We start from the raw sequence: 16,548 nt of genomic DNA on the forward strand, positions 1-16,548 counted from the left end.
AATCGACTACAGCTTCACCGCGTGTTCACGCGTGGCGTGAAAAACTACTTTCGGCCAGCGTTCCTGGGTGAGTTTGAGGTTGACGCTATTCGGTGCGAGATAGGCCATGTTGTTGGCGGCATCGTAGGCGACGTTGTGCGATAGAGCCTTCTCAAAATCGGCGAGCATTTTTTTGTCGTCACAAGTTACCCAGCGTGCGCTCGTGGTATTGGTGCCATCGAATACAGCATCCACGCCGTATTCGCCCATCAAGCGACTGGCGACCACATCGAACTGCAGCACGCCGACCGCGCCTAGAATTAAATCACCACCACTCACTGGCTTGAATACTTGCACCGCGCCCTCTTCACCCAGCTGTTGCAAACCTTTATGCAGTTGCTTGACCTTGATCGGGTTCCGGATGCGCACGGAGCGGAAGAAGTCTGGCGCGAAATAAGGAATGCCGGTGAACTGCAATAACTCGCCTTCGGAAAAGCTGTCGCCGATCTGCATGTTGCCGTGGTTGGGTAAGCCGATGATGTCGCCGGCGTAGGCTTCTTCTACCTGCTCTCGGCTGGAGGCCATAAAAGTGACGACATTGGACACACGAATTTCGCGGTTAATACGCAGATGTTTGATCTTCATGCCGCGCTCAAAGCGCCCGGAGCAAACACGCAAAAAGGCGATGCGGTCACGATGATTTGCGTCCATGTTGGCTTGTATCTTGAACACGAAGCCAGTAAAAGGTGCCTCGTTAGGTGCGACCACACGTACAGTGGCATCGCGTGCACGCGGCGCTGGTGCCCAATCTAACAGTGCGTTAAGAATTTCGCGCACGCCGAAGTTGTTGATAGCGGAGCCGAAGAATACGGGGGTTTGCGTGCCAGCCAGAAACGCGGCAAGATCAAAAGGATGAGAAGCTCCGTGTAGTAGTTCAACTTCTGCTTTAAGCTGTCCTATTTCCAATGGGAACATTTCCACAAGGCGCGGGTTATCGATGCCTTTAATTATTTCAAAATCCTGATCGGCGCGTTCTTCGCCCGCCGCGAACAGCAGAATCTCGTCGCGTAATAAGTGATAGACACCCCGAAAAGTCTTGCCCATTCCCAGCGGCCAAGTCACCGGTGCGCACTGGATATTAAGTACCGACTCAACCTCATCCAGCAATTCCACTGGGTCGCGTGTTTCACGGTCCATCTTGTTAATGAAGGTTATGATGGGTGTGTTGCGCATACGGCACACGTTGAGCAATTTGATGGTTTGCGTTTCCACGCCCTTGGCGGCGTCAATAACCATCAGCGCGGAATCTACAGCGGTGAGCACGCGGTAGGTATCTTCGGAAAAATCCTGGTGGCCTGGAGTATCGAGCAAATTTACGACATGGTTACGATATTCGAATTGCATCACTGAGCTGGCTACAGAGATACCGCGTTGCTTCTCGATATCCATCCAGTCGGATGTTGCGTGGCGACCACTCTTGCGAGCCTTCACCGTACCCGCCAATTGAATCGCGCCGGAAAATAGCAGTAATTTTTCGGTCAGCGTGGTTTTGCCCGCATCCGGGTGAGAGATGATGCCGAAGGTGCGACGGCGCGCCACTTCGCGCGTGATTAAATCACGCGAGACAGGTACGGGTGTGTCAATTGCTTGTAGTACAGGCTGTGTTACAGAATCCGTTGCCATGATGATTGTTCTCGTAAAAATATGTATACCAATAAATTAAATACTTCTAACCAGCTCTAAAATACCGGGACTAATTTAGGGCAATACTGAACAAGTCCCTCCGTTCGGGCTGAGCCTGTCGAAGCCATTTGCAAGTTATTAATTTGCAGGGAGTGCGTTTCGACAGGCTCAACGCGAACGGATTTATTCAGCGTAGCCTTAGCGAATATCTCCGTCCACATAAAACCATCGTTCACCTTCGCGCACGAAGCGACTCACTTCGTGCAGTCGGTGTGCACGACCACCCACTTTGTAGCGTGCCACAAACTCCACTATGGCGCGGTTCGGTTCTTGAAGATTGTACTCATGGCGTTTCACCTCCAACCCCAGCCACTTTGTCTTAACTTTATCAGCCGCATCCTGCGGGGCGGGACGTGTAGATGGATGCCAAGTTGCCAGTATGTAATCATCGCATCCCAATGTGTAAGCGACATAGCGGGAACGCATCAAGGCTTCAGCGCTGGGGGCAGGCGTGTTGCCCTCGATATAATACCCGCAACAGTCTGTGAATTTTTTATTGTTGCCGCAAGCGCAACGAGCTTGCATATCAATCAAACCGGCCATAGTGGTGGCTCGTCCATCAGCGCGATCTGCTCGCGCAATTCCAGAATGCGATCTTGCCAATAGCGTTGAGTATTAAACCACGGGAAGGCTTGCTTGAAGGCTGGATCGCCCCATCGTTGAGCCAGCCAGGCGGAATAATGAATCAGGCGCAAGGTGCGCAGTGCTTCGACCAGATGCAGCTCACGAGAATCAAAATCGTAAAAATCTTCATAACCTGCCAGCACGTCATTCAACTGCCGCACCATGTCAGCACGCTCGCCCGACAACAACATCCACAAGTCCTGCACAGCAGGCCCCATGCGGCTATCGTCAAAATCAACGAAGTGCGGACCGTCATCCGTCCATAGCACATTACCTGCGTGACAATCCCCATGCAGGCGTAGCGTTCTGACATTGCTGCCGGCACGCTCAAAGCAATGACGCGCTCCAGCCAGTGCCTGCTCTGCTACGCTGCGATACGCAGCATTAAGATCAGCCGGAATAAAATTATTGGTCAGTAAAAAATCAAGCGGTTCTACGCCGAAACTCGCTATATTCAGTGTGGGGCGATGTTGATACGGTTTGAGCGCACCAATGGCGTGGATGCGCCCCAGAAAGCGCCCCATCCATTCCAGTGTGTTTCGATCTTCAAGTTCGGGCGCACGTCCGCCGCGCTTAGGAAAAACGGCAAAGCGAAATCCGTCGAAGGTGTGCAGTGTTTTGCCACCCAGCACCAAAGCAGGTACCACTGGAATTTCGCGTTCGAACAACTCCTGCACGAAAGCGTGTTCTTCGAGTATGGCCGCATTCGTCCAGCGTTCCGGCCGATAGAATTTTGCGACCAGCGGCGAGCCTTCTTCCATGCCTACCTGATAGACACGATTTTCATAGCTGTTTAGTGCTAACAGGCGGCCATCGCTACGGCAGTTTAAACTTTCCAGCGCGTTCATGACGCAATCGGGGGTAAGTGAAGAGAAAGTGGGCGATGTCACCGTTAAAGCTCTTTGCGCAGTTATTAATTTTCCAGGGGAGGACTGGCCTTAACCAGCCTTAAGTCATTCCAGCCTGCGTGACCCAAACTGCGCAGTGTCTCAATGTTTTTGTCGAATATTTTCTCGGCCTCAGGAAAGGCCGACACCGCTTGTACGACACTCGCTTCGCGCAGCAGATGCAGCATGGGATACGGCGACCGGTTGGTGTAGTTTTCAATATCATCAGGCTGCGTCCCGGCAAACTGATACTGCGGGTGAAAACTGGCCACTTGCAATAAACCTTCCAAATCCATGTCTTCCAGCGCCGCATCCGCTACATCGAGAAAGTCGTTATATTCGAGAAAATCAGTGAGTACATAGGGATGAACAAGCAAGGTTGTGTCGATATTGGTTGCTGGTGTTTCGGCCAACATTTCCAGCTCTCGCATGAGGTCTCTCAGCAAGTCCTCATGCGTGGCCGCACTGCTCACCACATAGCGTATCTGATTTTTTACGTGAACGGCCTTGGCAAACGGGCACAGGTTGAGGCCAATGACTGCCCGCTCCAACCACAGTTTGGTCGCAGCTATGATTTTTTCGTCTGTTGTAAGATTCATTTTAGTAAAAACAAATTTATTAATTTTGTCGGGGCCAATCCAATTAATTACCTGGACCTGCGTCTTGGCAAAAACATGGTTAGCGATTGTAGCCACCGGAACGGTGTAATACCGGTTTGCGGGCAACAGGTTTACCAGTAGCAGCATTGGCGCGGCCTTGACCACCACCCGCACGCGGCGCTGACCGAGGACTACGACCTTGCCCTTGCTTACGCTCCCCACCTTGACCGCGATTCTGACCGTTTAAAATAGGCTCTGCCTTGATGCGAGGATCGGGCTCGAAGCCAGGTATTTGCACAACCGGAATTTCGCGCTTGGTCAGTCGCTCAATGTCCCACAGCAGCTTATGCTCATCAATACATACCAGAGAACTTGCCTCGCCTTCGCTGCCTGCGCGACCGGTGCGTCCAATACGGTGGACATAATCTTCCGATACATTGGGCATCTCGAAGTTGACCACGTGCGGCAATTCAATGATGTCGATGCCACGCGCAGCAATGTCAGTTGCCACCAGCACCTGCAGTTTGCCGGTTTTAAATTCCGCCAATGCGCGGGTGCGCGCCGCCTGGCTCTTGTTGCCGTGGATGGCCAGCGCGGGAATGTCGTCCTTGCTGAGTTGTTCCGCTAACTTGTTGGCACCATGTTTGGTGCGTGTGAACACCAGCACCTGATGCCAGTTATATTTCTTGATAAGATGGGTGAGCAACTCTCGCTTTCTTTCGCGATCCACCGGGTAAATTTTCTGCGTGATCAGTTCTGCAGTAGCGTTACGGCGAGCCACTTCGATCAGCGCCGGTTTATTGAGCAACCCATCGGCCAGCATTTTGATTTCGTTGGAGAAGGTGGCGGAAAACAGTAAATTTTGCCGCTTCTTGGGCAATATAGCCAGGATTTTTTTGATGTCGCGAATAAAACCCATGTCCAGCATACGGTCGGCTTCATCCAGCACCAGTATTTCTATATGCGATAGATCCAGCGTTTTCTGCTGCAAGTGATCGAGCAACCGGCCAGGTGTGGCAACCAAAATATCCACACGGCTTTTCAAGCGCTGTATTTGTGGATTAATGTTAACGCCACCAATCATGGTCATCGAAGTAAGTTTCAAGTATTTGCCATAATCGCGCACGCTCTCTTCTACCTGTGCAGCAAGCTCGCGCGTAGGGATAAGAACTAACGCGCGTATCGGTGCCTTACTGGTTGCGGGTTTGGCGGATGCAGTAAGACGTTGCAGGATAGGCAGGGTGAAACCAGCAGTCTTGCCCGTGCCAGTCTGTGCACCAGCCAGCAGGTCGCCGCCGGATAGCACAACCGGGATGGCTTGCGCCTGAATGGGCGTTGGTTCGGTGTAACCACGTTCGGTAACGGCGCGGACGATTTCATCGGACAAACCGAGGGCTGAGAAAGTCATAAATTATTCCTAGAAAAAAATCGGCCTGTCGCCGTTGATGGCGCCAGTCTTAGGCAGATAGATGGGTTTTGAAAACCAGTTCAGATAGTGGCAAGAAGACTAGGAACTAATACCACAAGTTAAATTGTAACAGAAATCAATTGCGTTACCGGATTGATTTTATCCTGAGGGGAAGCGGGATCGGGTATTACATATATAAACTACCTACATCGTTTTATTTCATCACAGCGAATTTACTTTATGTTGCTTTGTGAGACCTGAGCCCTCACTGTTTCTTAGGCTATATCTGTATTAAGACTTGACCCCGAGGCTCTGTTGTGTGACCCTGGTGCTTGTTAGATGGTAGACCACGCTGTGTTTGCACTGCGCGGTATCTACCGCGCTTGTTAGGTACCAAACTTCTTCGTAAGTGCTTCGGCCAAACGCTTTCCGCTATCGGCGTCCATAGAAACGGAAGTGCTGATCGGATGGTAAATACCGAACTCCTTCCGCACCTGCTCCGCCGGCATAGCTTCGTTCAACTTCTTTGCAACCGCATGCCATCGAATTGATAGCCTATGTAAGCAGCAACCTTTTAAAAAATCACCCTTCTCCCCCTTTTTGAGCAACTGGTAATTGTTGCCTGCGAGAACTTCGCCCCAGCCGATGGCTCCGAATCCTTTGGTGTATGCAATAACAACATCGCCTCCAACATAACGATTCAATAACCTCTCTCCTTGATCTCCCGGTAAATCGTCAAAACACGCAGGTATTTGGCCGGCAGAAATTAGAAAGTTCCACCATGCTTCATCCGACCTTGCGATGTTGTGCCAGAAGTAACCGGGTTCTCGAGCCGAAGCTGTAAACGTAAGAGGGAATAGCGCACCGACCGATCGGTCGAACGCGATGGAAAATGAAACAAATTTCTCTGAGCCGACAGCGACTGGTGTGTATGCAACACATCGGAATGGAACGCCCTTAGAGCTAAGCCACTCTCCAAGTGAATATACAGTTTCATCAAAGGCGCTAGCCACAAGGATGATGCGCGAGTTCTTATTTATTTCATCAACACCCGCCTCGTTACCCAAAAAGCTAAATATATCCTCTCTCTGAGACTTTTCAGGTGCAAAGTGCGACAAGAACGATTCACCTTTATAAGCGGAGAAGTCCGCGAGGTACTGCAAGGCCTGCGTTTCAATGCCAAGTAGTCCAAAGTCCCGTTTCAACTCAATAATTACGGCGTTGCCTCCCCGGTCTAACGCGAGAATGTCGGCCCGCTTCTTTGTCCTTGTTCGAACTTGATTACTAATGAGTAGCAATGGCTCACCGAAAACGGCTTCCAAAAGGATTTGAGCAGAACCACCAGGCTCCAAAGAAACCAGCAGGTTTTCCAACTCAAGTTCTTTCGGCCTCCACTCCGAGCGAACGGTTGACAAGGACTTCTCATTTTCATTGATTTTGAACAGCACTCGATGTCTCCTTAAACATTTTTCAGGTAATCGACTTCTTGCACAATATCAATCTTATTACGCCGTCAAAAGTATCGATGGGGCCAAAGCTAGCATATATTGTATAAACTACCTGCATCGTTTGATCCCATCACAGCATCTTTACTATTGTGTTTTCTCAATACTGTAGACTACATGCAACGAGTGGGTTGCACCCGCCGCGACTTTAACGACGTTCTCCGCTGCATTCACGCTTTCCACGCAAACCATGCCGCGATAGCCCGTGTCACTGCCAAAATCGCCCATTTTCGTGGCCTTTTCTATCCATGGGTTCCACACTACTGTGGAAAGACTGCCGCGCTTGGCAATACGAATACAGCGCTTATGACCGTTGTCATCAATCAAACAGTCTGAGTCGGTATTCACATAGAGGCGGTCTACTTCTGTAGTTATGGTGATTGCGCCTGCTTGTGTTCTGCGTTGCCAATCACCTACCTTGTCAAGATAAGTGCAGCCTTCCAAACCGGTGATGCGAATTTTATCCACATCGCTAATAGCGAAGTAAGTGTGCAACGCTTCGCCAATTTCAAACATCATTTGGCCCGTATTTTCGGTGATAAGTTCCACGCTCATTTCTTTGCCGATAGTAACGATGTTTCGTACTTGACAAGCATGCGGCCATTGCGCAACAGGAATTGAACTCTGTGGCAATTCAAAAGTGATGCGCGTGCTGCCATCCGATAATGCTTCGCTGGCCACAACTTGCCAGGGGACGGTACGGGCAAACCCATGAGCTGGAAAGGTGCTGTCGGTTGCATGAGCACCGAACCATGGCCAACAAATTGGCACGCCGCCACGAATGGATTTGCCGCGTATTAATTTGGCTGCGGGACTAAGCCAAATGACCGGTTTTTCGCCTACCGGCTCAAAGGTCATGACATGCGCACCTTGTAATGCAATGGTAGATTGCGCTTGTTCGTTGGCAATGCATGCAATTATCAAACCGTTCACGTTTTCAGTGAACTTAAGTTGTCCAGGAATAGCGAATTTCTCATTAAGCGTGGTTACATCCAACTGGCTCATTTTTTTATCCTTGAAGTATCATTTCACGTTAAATTGAAACTGATGGCTGTTGATCAAGCCACAGGTGCTGTTTGGTACGCAGGCTAGGCAGGCAAAATGGTGAAAAGAATATTTTATTCGAAGTTAAATGCGAGGTAGAACGACTATTTTATTTACAACTCATCATACAACAATTATTCGATATGGATTATGCAGCTATCTACGAGAAGCCGTATGATTGCTGAGCGCTTACAGTAAAAATCGGATATAAATGCAGGCTGAGCTTGATAAAAATGTATCTACCAGGTTCGTTAAGTCGCTGAGACTGTATTGCGATTGCACCTCAGCCACTGTATCTCAGGTATCAAAATTCTGCCGCATGTCATGTGGCATTAACCGAGGAGATTAAAATGGAAAAAAAAGCCAAATTATCCACAACTAAAGCCAAGGCGATATCGTTACACATTGGCCTGAATGCTGTGAGCGCTAATGCATATGGTGGCTGGAGCGGCGAGCTCAATGCCTGTGAGTTCGATGCCAAGGACATGGCGGCGATTGCCAAATCGTGCGGCATGAAATCCACTGTGTTGCTGACGAAGAAGGGCACGCGCGCTAATATGCTGGCCGCCATGCGTAGTGCCGCCAAGCAATTGGCAGCCGGTGACTTGTTCTTCCTTACTTATTCCGGTCATGGTGGTCAAATCCCCGATGTCACTGGAGAAGAAAAGGATAAACAAGACGAGACTTGGTGCCTGTACGACGGCCAACTCATCGACGATGAGTTGTATTTTGAATTAAGCCAATTTGCAACAGGGGTACGCGTGCTTGTGTTTTCTGACAGTTGCCATAGCGGCACCGTAACACGTGCTGCACCGCCGCAGCCCGGCATGATCTGGCCGATGATTGGGCGCTCAAAGATGATGCCGCTTGCCGTGGGTATGCGCACCTATCGCGAGCACCAAGCGTTTTACGATAAGCTGCAACAAGACGTGGCTAAAGCCGCCGGCAAAGCTTCGTTACCGGATCCGGACAGCGTGCTCGCTCAACTGGCCGTGAGTCCGCGGCTAACTGCGATAGCGAAAAAATTCAAGCCGGCGGTAATTCTAATCTCCGGCTGCCAGGACAATCAGACATCCATGGATGGTGACCACAACGGTGCATTTACCGAGCAGCTGCTAAAGGTTTGGAACAACGGCTCTTTCCGCGGCAATTATGCTAAATTTCATGCCGCTATTAAGACTCTTTTGCCTGCCGAGCAGACGCCTAATTTGTTTACGTTGGGTGCGGCGGCACGTTTTTTGACGCAGCAGCCCTTTAGTATTTGAGACGACGCTTGGTGTTGTTCACGTCAGGCGAAAAATGGCCTCCCCCAAGTTAAGGTAGTTATGGCGCTAATTACCCCTGCAACTGATAAACATCAATCATGGGGGAGCAATTTTCATTTAAAAACTGCCGCTGAACTCGGCGTTGACTGAAAAAGGAAGTTCTATTGGAAATAGACATTTTTATTGCAAGCTCGAATGAAGATATAAATGCGAGTTTTCCTGCGTTTAAAGAACTTAGGCCAAAATTAACATTTGAAGATTTTCTACCTCAAGTCAGAAGGCAAGAAGGTCAGTCATACAAGATTCTTGCGCTACGTCATCAGGGTGTTATAAAAAGTGCTGCAGGCTTTAGGTTTTGTGAATTTTTAGCTTGGGGGAAAATACTTTATATTGATGACCTTTCGACGCTACAAGAAGCTAGAGGTAATGGATTCGCTGGCTCATTGCTAAATTGGCTAATCGAGTACTCCAAAAACTCTGGTTGTAACGGTGTACATTTGGACACTGGGTATAATCGTCATGCGGCACATCGTGTATATTTGGAAAAGGGTTTTCAGTTTAACTGTCATCATATGGCACTTGAGTTATCCCAATCCATTAGCCTTCCAGCTAAATAATCACCACTTATTATTTGCTCTTCGCCGCCATTAGTTTTTCATATTTAGCTTGGAGTTGCTCCTTGCTTTCCGTATAAACTGGGTCGAGCGGAATGCAATCTACCGGGCAAACTTCCACGCATTGTGGCGTTTCATAATGTCCCACGCACTCGGTGCATTTGCCGGGGTTAATGTAATAAATAGTTTCACCTTGCGAAATAGCATCGTTCGGGCATTCCGGCTCGCACACGTCGCAGTTGATACATTCGTCGGTAATAATCAGGGCCACACTGTTCCTTTGTAAATCAAGTTAATTTTTTCTCAGTCAATTTGATCGCCACTAAAGGAGAAACAAACTTACTGACGTCGCCGCCAAAGCGTGCGATTTCACGCACTATACTAGCGGAAATGAAGGTGTAATGTTCTGCTGGCGTCAAGAATAATGTTTCGACATCAGGATGCAGGCTGCGGTTCATTCCCGCCATTTGAAATTCATATTCAAAATCTGATACTGCGCGCAAGCCACGCAAAACTACGCGCGCATTTTGCGTTCGTACATAATTCATCAGCAAACCAGAAAAACCTTCCACTCGTACATTGGTAAAGTCAGCGAAAATTTCATTCGCCATTGCCACACGCTCATCCAGAGTGAACAAAGTGACGCTGCGACTTTCCGCCACAGCCACCACAACTTCGCCGAATAATCCTGCGGCACGGCGAACTACATCTTCATGCCCGCGCGTGATTGGATCAAAAGTACCAGGATAAATAACTTTAATCATACTTTTAACGTATTTTCGTGGCTCAATAATTGATAGTGCACAGCACCCGCTTTAGCGCGTCTCACTACCTGCCAAGCCTTGTCAGGTTCAAATACCGCACTGCTTTCAACATACACTAACCCATCTTGCGTTAGCTTGTCAGCAAGCAGGGGAAGCAATGTTGGCAGATAGTCACTCTGAAACGGGGGGTCAAGAAAAATGACATCAAATAGCCCATTTTTTTGGCGCGCGAATTCTAACCCATCTTCACAACGCAGCAATACATTGGAACAGGCTAATTTGATGATGGTCTCTTGCAAGGCGCGAAAGACCGTACGATTGCGCTCAACCATTATTATTTCTGTCGCACCGCGGGATGCCGCTTCCAATCCTAATATCCCACTGCCAGCGAACAAATCAAGACAGCGCCTGCCGTTAAGATTTTGCCCCAGCCAGTTGAATAAAGTCTCGCGCACGCGATCCGGTGTGGGCCGCAGGCCTTCCGCGTCTGGAAACTCAACCCAACGACTACGATGAGTACCACCGATGATGCGTACCCGATTTATTGCACGGCTCCCTCATTACCTGGATTTGGGGTCTCTGGAGCGCCGACTATCACGGTAGCCATCGCATCTGGATTTACCCGCCGTTTATAGGCTGCGCGGATTTGCTCGATGGTGACTCTATCAACATTTCCGACAAAATCATCCAGATAGGTCAAAGGTAATTCATAAAATCCAATGACACTCAAGTAGTCAACTATTTTTTTGTTGCTATCGATACGCAGCGGAAAACCGCCAATGATATTTTGCTTGGATGCTTGTAATTCTTTTTTCGTCACGCCTTTATCAATAAATTCGCGTAGCGTAGCGCGCACTAGTTGCAGTGCTTCATCGGCTTGATTCTTTTTGGTTTGCAATCCGATCTGATACGCGCCGGGCAGTTTCATCGGTATGAAATAACTATATACACTATAGGCAAGACCGCGCTTTTCGCGGATTTCGTGCATCAGGCGGGATACAAATCCTCCTCCGCCGAGAATGTGGTTGCCCACATAAAGGGGAAAATAATCGGGGTCTTTGCGTGCCAAACCGGGTGCGCCCATCAAAATATGACTTTGAGTAGCCGGATGTATTATGCGCTGCTCATTCGCTTTAATTTGCATGGTCACCGGCGCAATCTGTGCTGCCTCAACGCCTTGTGGTAATTGCGCGGTAAGATTTTGCGCGATAGCTTCAGCTTCGGCGCGCGTCACATCGCCCATAATGGCTACCACGGCAGTTTTGGCCAAATAATGTGTACGATAAAATGTTTCAATGTCGGGGCGCTGAATATTTTCTACGGTGGCGACTTCACCCGACGACGGTAAACCATAAGAATGAGTACCGAATACGGCCTTGCTGAAAGCTTTTTCCGCAATCCTTTCTGGTTTGGTTTCGTCTTCTTTTAAACCAGCGATCAAGCGTGTCTTTTCTCGCGTCAACACATCTTCTTTAAACAGCGGATGTTGCAGCACGCGCGCCAGAATATCCAGCGCCTGAACGCGTTCTGCTGTGCTGCTCAATGTGCGCAAACTTACACCAGCACGATCCGCATCGAAATTCTTTCCAAATTGCGCACCAATATCGGCCAGATTTCGCCCGATGTCGTCCTCGCTCAAACCTTCTGCACCTAGATCCAGCATTCTATGGGTCAGTCCCGCCAATCCGGATTTTTCGGCCACATCAAAGCTACTTCCTGCGGCAAAAGTCACTGTTAAATCCAGCATGGGCAGATCATGATTTTCCACAAAATATACACGCGCGCCGCTCGGCGATGTCCAATGCTGGATATGGGGCGTGGCGAGTGCAGAGGCGATGCCGGCTAGAAACAACACCACAGCGGCAAGTAATTTAGTGTGCATGTGATGTCCCTTTATTCATTTGTTTCGGTTTGCCGGAAAGTGGCTGTGGTTCGAGTACGGCAATGGTCAGCTGGTCATCCTGCAGAAATTCCCGGGCCACTTCCTGCACCTGTTGCGCTGTTACCGCCTGTAATTTCTTCAGAATCAAAGGAATAGTTTTATATGACAGCCCGATACTTTCCATCTGTCCAATCTGCATCGCTTGATAAAACAGCGAATCGAGCTTGTATACTTCACTGGCAGTCACCTGTGCCTTTGCGCGTTTAAGTTCATCTTCGTTCACGCCGTCACGCTTCAGAATTGCTATTTGTTCGCGCAAACCCTCTTCTATTTCCGTCACGCTCTTGCCTTCGCTAGGGGTGCCTTCAAGCATGAACAGGCTTGGCCCGCGCGAGGTGGCGTCATATTCAGCCCCCGCATTGCTGGCCAGTTGCTTTTCCCGCACTAATATTTTATTCAAGCGCGCCGAAGCATTGCCATCGAGAATCCCAGCTAGTATCTGCAAGGCATAGGGCTGCCAATCTTTCTCTGGGTCGCGTAGCGAGGGAGCGTGATAAGCCATTACCAAATGCGGCAGCTGCGCCGGAGCTTTTACTACAATGCGTTTTACACCTAACTGCGGCGGTTCGCTAAAATGCTTGCGTGCAGGCAAACTACGCGCTGGAATCCCGCCATAGAAACGTTGCGCCAGTGCAAACACTTCGCTCGCCTTGACATCTCCTGCTACTACTAATGTCGCATTATTGGGCACGTACCAATTTTTATACCACGTCTTGGCATCATTTACGGAAAGTGTCTCCAAATCGTTCATCCAGCCAATTACCGGAGTCCGGTAGGGATGTTCCTGAAAGGCCGCGGCCATCAATTTTTCATTCATCAGGGCGCGCGGCTCATCATCCGTGCGCATGCGCCGCTCTTCCATAACGACTTTAATTTCTTTGCTGAATTCAGTTTCCGTCAGATGCAAGTTGCGCATACGATCGGATTCGAGTTGCATGGCGAGAGGTAACTTGGATTTGTGCAACTGCTGGAAATAGGCAGTGTAATCGTTGCTGGTAAAGGCATTTTCGCGTCCACCCGCAGCAGATATACGCTTGGAAAACTGTCCAACTGGCACGTTTTTGGTACCCTTGAACATCATGTGTTCCAGCACATGTGCGATACCGGTGACGCCAATATTTTCGTCCATGCTGCCGGCGCGATACCATATTTGTTGAACTATAACGGGGGCACGGTGGTCTTCCTTGACTATGACCTTAAGGCCATTGCTGAGAGTCTTTTCAAATACCTCTGCTTGCGCCTCAACAGCGAATAAAAGCATCGCAGGCCATAAAACAGCAATAGTCAGCAGATATTTTAATATGTGTATACGCATTTTTTTAGCCCAAAACAACTCAATCAGAATAGAATAACGACGACGGCAAAAGCCGCCACGGATGATGTGTATTATGCGCTATTTAGTTACCTTTCTGCCACCTCCCAAAACTCCCTTAAAATGTTCGGCTTCCTAAAAAAAACCTCAATTGAAAGCAAGTCCAAGCCGGTCGAAGACCCGCCTAAAAAAAGCGGCTGGATCAGCCGACTTAAGAGCGGATTGGCGCGCACTGCCGATCAAATGTCCGATTTGTTTGGCCGTGGCGGCAAGATCGACGACGACCTGTATGAGGAGCTGGAAACCATTCTGATTACCGCAGATGTCGGAATGGACGCAACTCGTTTTTTACTGGCCGAGTTGCGCCGACAAGTCAAAGTGCAGCGACTCACTGAAGCAGTTCAGCTAAAGGAGGCGTTGGCGCACGACCTGATCAAACTGCTCAAGCCACTGGCCCAGCCTTTGGAAACTGATTTACATAAACCTTGCGTCATTATGCTGGCCGGCGTAAATGGCGCTGGCAAAACAACCTCCATTGGCAAGCTGGCGAAGTATTTTCAAGGGCAGGGCAAGTCAGTACTGCTGGCCGCAGGTGATACCTTCCGCGCCGCTGCGCGTGAACAGTTGATGGAATGGGGTGCGCGGAATAATGTTACCGTCATCGCCCAGCAAAGCGGCGATGCCGCAGCGGTGATTTTCGATGCGGTGCAAGCAGCCCAGGCACGCAAAATCGACATAGTGCTGGCCGATACTGCCGGACGTCTGTCTACCCAGATCCATTTGATGGAAGAAATTAAAAAGGTCAAGCGCGTTATTGCCAAGGCGTTACCCGGTGCACCACATGAAGTGCTGTTGGTACTGGATGCAAACACCGGGCAGAACGCGTTAAGCCAAGTCAAGGCATTTGACGACGCGCTGGCTGTAACGGGCCTGGTACTGACCAAGCTGGATGGCACTGCCAAAGGTGGCGTCATTGCTGCCATCGCCAAGGCACATCCCATTCCCCTGCGCTTTATTGGCGTGGGAGAAGGGCTGGATGACCTGCGTCCATTTGTAGCGGAAGACTTCGTCACGGCACTTTTGGGGCTGGATGAATGATTCAGTTCAGTCAAATATGCAAGCGTTACCCCGGAGGTTATGAAGCACTGAAAAATGTTAGTTTTGAGGTCACCGAAGGGGAAATGATATTTCTCACCGGCCATTCCGGTGCAGGCAAGAGCACTTTGCTCAAGCTCATCGCCGCCATTGAACGCCCCAGCGCTGGCAGCATTGTAGTCAAAGGACAGAACGTCAGTTCGATCCAAAGCGGGGCATTGCCCTACTTGCGTCGCAATCTTGGCTTAATTTTCCAGGATCATAAAATACTGTTCGACCGCAGCGTGTTTGACAACGTAATGTTGCCATTGCGAATCTGCGGCTTCGACCATCGCGAAAGTGCTAAGCGGGTGCGAGCAGCGTTAGACAAGGTGGGCTTACTCAAGCGCGAAAAAAACAGCCCGATTGCTCTGTCCGGCGGTGAACAACAACGTTTGTGCATTGCACGCGCCATAGTCAACCGCCCTTCCATCCTGCTGGCAGACGAACCGACCGGCAATCTTGATGCAGACTATGCCAGCGACATCATGGGTATCTTCAAATCGTTCCATCAGGTTGGCGTTACGCTGCTAATTTCCTCCCATGATGAAAGTATTTTGCGCCAGTTCAAGGGACGCGTGCTGGCACTAAAAAATGGGGAGTTGTGCCCATGAAAAACTGGCTGATATCGCATGCCCACGTGTTGCTGTTCACTTTGCGCCGTTTCCTCACCACGCCACTGTCCAGTCTGTTAAATATTCTAGTCATCGGAATCGCACTTAGTTTGCCGGCGGGCATGTATTTATTGCTTAAAAGCGTACAAAATCTGGCTGAACAAGCAGTTGGGCCACCTCAAATCAGTATATTCTTGAGTATGGATGCCAGTAAGGACGACGTCGCTCAGATAGGCAAACAATTAAAGCAACATGCTGGTATCAACCAGGTAAAGTTTGTGCCACGTGACCAAGCGCTGGAGCAACTCAAACAGACCACTGGGCTGACCGATGTAATCGGCGGGCTGGCACAAAACCCACTGCCGGATGCTTACGTTATCTATCCAAAAATATCTGATGCGCAAGTGCTGGAAGCGTTGCGCGATGAGCTGCAAAAATGGCCTAAACTCGAACATGTGCAACTGGATTCAGCTTGGGCACACAAGCTAGACGCAATGCTCAAATTTGGCCTGTTGGCCGTACTTATTCTCGCCGTACTGCTCAGCTTTGCGCTAGTAGCCGTTACTTTCAATACGATCCGTTTGCAAATTCTCACCCAGCGTGAGGAAATTGAAGTGTCCAAACTGATCGGCGCTACTAATGTCTTCATTCGCCGCCCCTTTCTGTACTTCGGTTTCCTACAGGGGCTGCTAGGTGCTGGTGCAGCGTGGCTTATTATTTCCATCAGCTTATATTTGCTCAATAACAGCCTCTCTGAGTTGACGCATTTGTATGTCAGCAGTTTTACGCTACATTTACCTTCTGTAGGCGAGAGTTCTACACTGTTGCTGTTCTCGGCCTACCTTGGCTGGTTAGGTGCTTGGTTGTCTGTCGCCCAGCATTTATGGAAGATTGAGCCTCGTTAAGGGGCCGTGTCTTCCAATCTAAAGTGAAATGTCATAGGGTGAGCCTGCGCTTTCAAAGAACTTTAAATCAGTTTTTCATTAGAGTGGCCGTAGATTCAATAACATATTAAATATTTGTGTAATGCAAAAAATATCAAGGATGAAACTTAGTTCGTGTTAAATAAACAAACCGCTTTCACTGACCCAATGTCTATGCATGGCATTGTCTA

17 protein-coding genes are annotated in these 16,548 nt (G+C 49.4%); 5 read left to right on the top strand and 12 right to left on the bottom strand.

The genetic code is table 11. From position 1 onward, the window contains the following. Window positions 1–6 precede the first annotated feature (6 nt). From W01_RS12215 to W01_RS12245, 7 genes are all read right to left on the bottom strand, one after another. On the bottom strand, window positions 7–1,662 hold the full coding sequence (locus W01_RS12215) for a peptide chain release factor 3 (protein WP_173055097.1): 1,656 nt from the start codon (window positions 1,660–1,662) through the stop codon (window positions 7–9). A gap of 198 nt (window positions 1,663–1,860) precedes the next feature. Then, on the bottom strand, window positions 1,861–2,265 hold the full coding sequence (locus W01_RS12220; protein WP_242006962.1) for a YchJ family protein: 405 nt from the start codon (window positions 2,263–2,265) through the stop codon (window positions 1,861–1,863). Then, window positions 2,253–3,194 carry a serine/threonine protein kinase gene (locus tag W01_RS12225; protein WP_173055099.1) on the bottom strand — a complete coding sequence of 314 codons (942 nt, stop codon included), beginning with the start codon at window positions 3,192–3,194 and terminating at the stop codon, window positions 2,253–2,255. The genes W01_RS12220 and W01_RS12225 overlap by 13 nt, the downstream gene beginning before the upstream one ends. 65 nt (window positions 3,195–3,259) lie before the next feature. After that, window positions 3,260–3,832: a DUF1415 domain-containing protein gene (locus W01_RS12230; RefSeq protein WP_173055101.1), complete on the bottom strand. Its 573-nt coding sequence runs from the start codon at window positions 3,830–3,832 to the stop codon at window positions 3,260–3,262. Between the two features lie 79 nt (window positions 3,833–3,911). After that, window positions 3,912–5,240: a DEAD/DEAH box helicase gene (locus W01_RS12235; RefSeq protein WP_173055103.1), complete on the bottom strand. Its 1,329-nt coding sequence runs from the start codon at window positions 5,238–5,240 to the stop codon at window positions 3,912–3,914. Between the two features lie 386 nt (window positions 5,241–5,626). Next, a complete protein-coding gene (locus W01_RS12240) occupies window positions 5,627–6,688 on the bottom strand; it encodes a hypothetical protein (RefSeq protein WP_173055105.1) in 1,062 nt (353 codons plus the stop codon). Window positions 6,689–6,832: 144 nt separating this feature from the next. After that, a complete protein-coding gene (locus tag W01_RS12245; RefSeq protein WP_173055107.1) occupies window positions 6,833–7,750 on the bottom strand; it encodes a D-hexose-6-phosphate mutarotase in 918 nt (305 codons plus the stop codon). A 389-nt stretch (window positions 7,751–8,139) separates the two neighbouring features. On the opposite strand from W01_RS12245, the gene W01_RS12250 reads away from it, so the two are divergent. After that, window positions 8,140–9,054, top strand: coding sequence for a caspase family protein (locus tag W01_RS12250; RefSeq protein ID WP_173055109.1), 915 nt, complete (start codon window positions 8,140–8,142; stop codon window positions 9,052–9,054). Window positions 9,055–9,218: 164 nt separating this feature from the next. Continuing rightward, complete coding sequence (locus W01_RS12255) at window positions 9,219–9,671, top strand: GNAT family N-acetyltransferase (RefSeq protein ID WP_173055111.1); 453 nt, start codon at window positions 9,219–9,221, stop codon at window positions 9,669–9,671. Window positions 9,672–9,681: 10 nt separating this feature from the next. On the opposite strand, the gene W01_RS12260 is transcribed toward W01_RS12255, so the two are convergent. Genes W01_RS12260 through W01_RS12280 form a run of 5 tightly spaced genes read right to left on the bottom strand, consistent with a single transcriptional unit; the run spans window position 9,682 to window position 13,689 of the window. Then, window positions 9,682–9,939 (bottom strand): YfhL family 4Fe-4S dicluster ferredoxin, encoded by a 258-nt coding sequence (locus tag W01_RS12260; RefSeq protein ID WP_173055113.1) that lies wholly within the window; start codon window positions 9,937–9,939, stop codon window positions 9,682–9,684. A 16-nt stretch (window positions 9,940–9,955) separates the two neighbouring features. Then, a complete protein-coding gene (gene coaD / locus W01_RS12265) occupies window positions 9,956–10,432 on the bottom strand; it encodes a pantetheine-phosphate adenylyltransferase (protein WP_173055115.1) in 477 nt (158 codons plus the stop codon). After that, the gene (gene rsmD, locus W01_RS12270; protein WP_173055960.1) at window positions 10,429–10,977 is read right to left on the bottom strand and encodes a 16S rRNA (guanine(966)-N(2))-methyltransferase RsmD; all 549 of its coding nucleotides are present in this window, start codon (window positions 10,975–10,977) and stop codon (window positions 10,429–10,431) included. Before rsmD ends, coaD begins: the two co-directional genes overlap by 4 nt. Further along, window positions 10,974–12,314 carry a M16 family metallopeptidase gene (locus tag W01_RS12275; protein WP_173055117.1) on the bottom strand — a complete coding sequence of 447 codons (1,341 nt, stop codon included), beginning with the start codon at window positions 12,312–12,314 and terminating at the stop codon, window positions 10,974–10,976. The genes rsmD and W01_RS12275 overlap by 4 nt, the downstream gene beginning before the upstream one ends. Next, entirely contained in the window at window positions 12,304–13,689 is a 1,386-nt protein-coding gene (locus tag W01_RS12280; protein WP_173055119.1) for a M16 family metallopeptidase, read from the bottom strand. The genes W01_RS12275 and W01_RS12280 overlap by 11 nt, the downstream gene beginning before the upstream one ends. A 120-nt stretch (window positions 13,690–13,809) precedes the next feature. Between W01_RS12280 and ftsY the strand changes: the two genes are divergently transcribed. From ftsY to ftsX, 3 genes are read left to right on the top strand one after another with little or no spacing between them, the layout of a single operon-like run. Beyond that, window positions 13,810–14,784, top strand: coding sequence for a signal recognition particle-docking protein FtsY (gene ftsY / locus W01_RS12285; RefSeq protein ID WP_173055962.1), 975 nt, complete (start codon window positions 13,810–13,812; stop codon window positions 14,782–14,784). Next, window positions 14,781–15,434, top strand: a complete 654-nt coding sequence (gene ftsE, locus W01_RS12290; RefSeq protein WP_173055121.1) for a cell division ATP-binding protein FtsE — start codon at window positions 14,781–14,783, stop codon at window positions 15,432–15,434. Before ftsY ends, ftsE begins: the two co-directional genes overlap by 4 nt. Beyond that, on the top strand, window positions 15,431–16,339 hold the full coding sequence (gene ftsX / locus W01_RS12295) for a permease-like cell division protein FtsX (RefSeq protein ID WP_173055123.1): 909 nt from the start codon (window positions 15,431–15,433) through the stop codon (window positions 16,337–16,339). Before ftsE ends, ftsX begins: the two co-directional genes overlap by 4 nt. Window positions 16,340–16,548: the final 209 nt, after the last annotated feature.

Source organism: Candidatus Nitrotoga sp. AM1P (genome assembly GCF_013168275.1).
Taxonomy (GTDB): domain Bacteria; phylum Pseudomonadota; class Gammaproteobacteria; order Burkholderiales; family Gallionellaceae; genus Nitrotoga.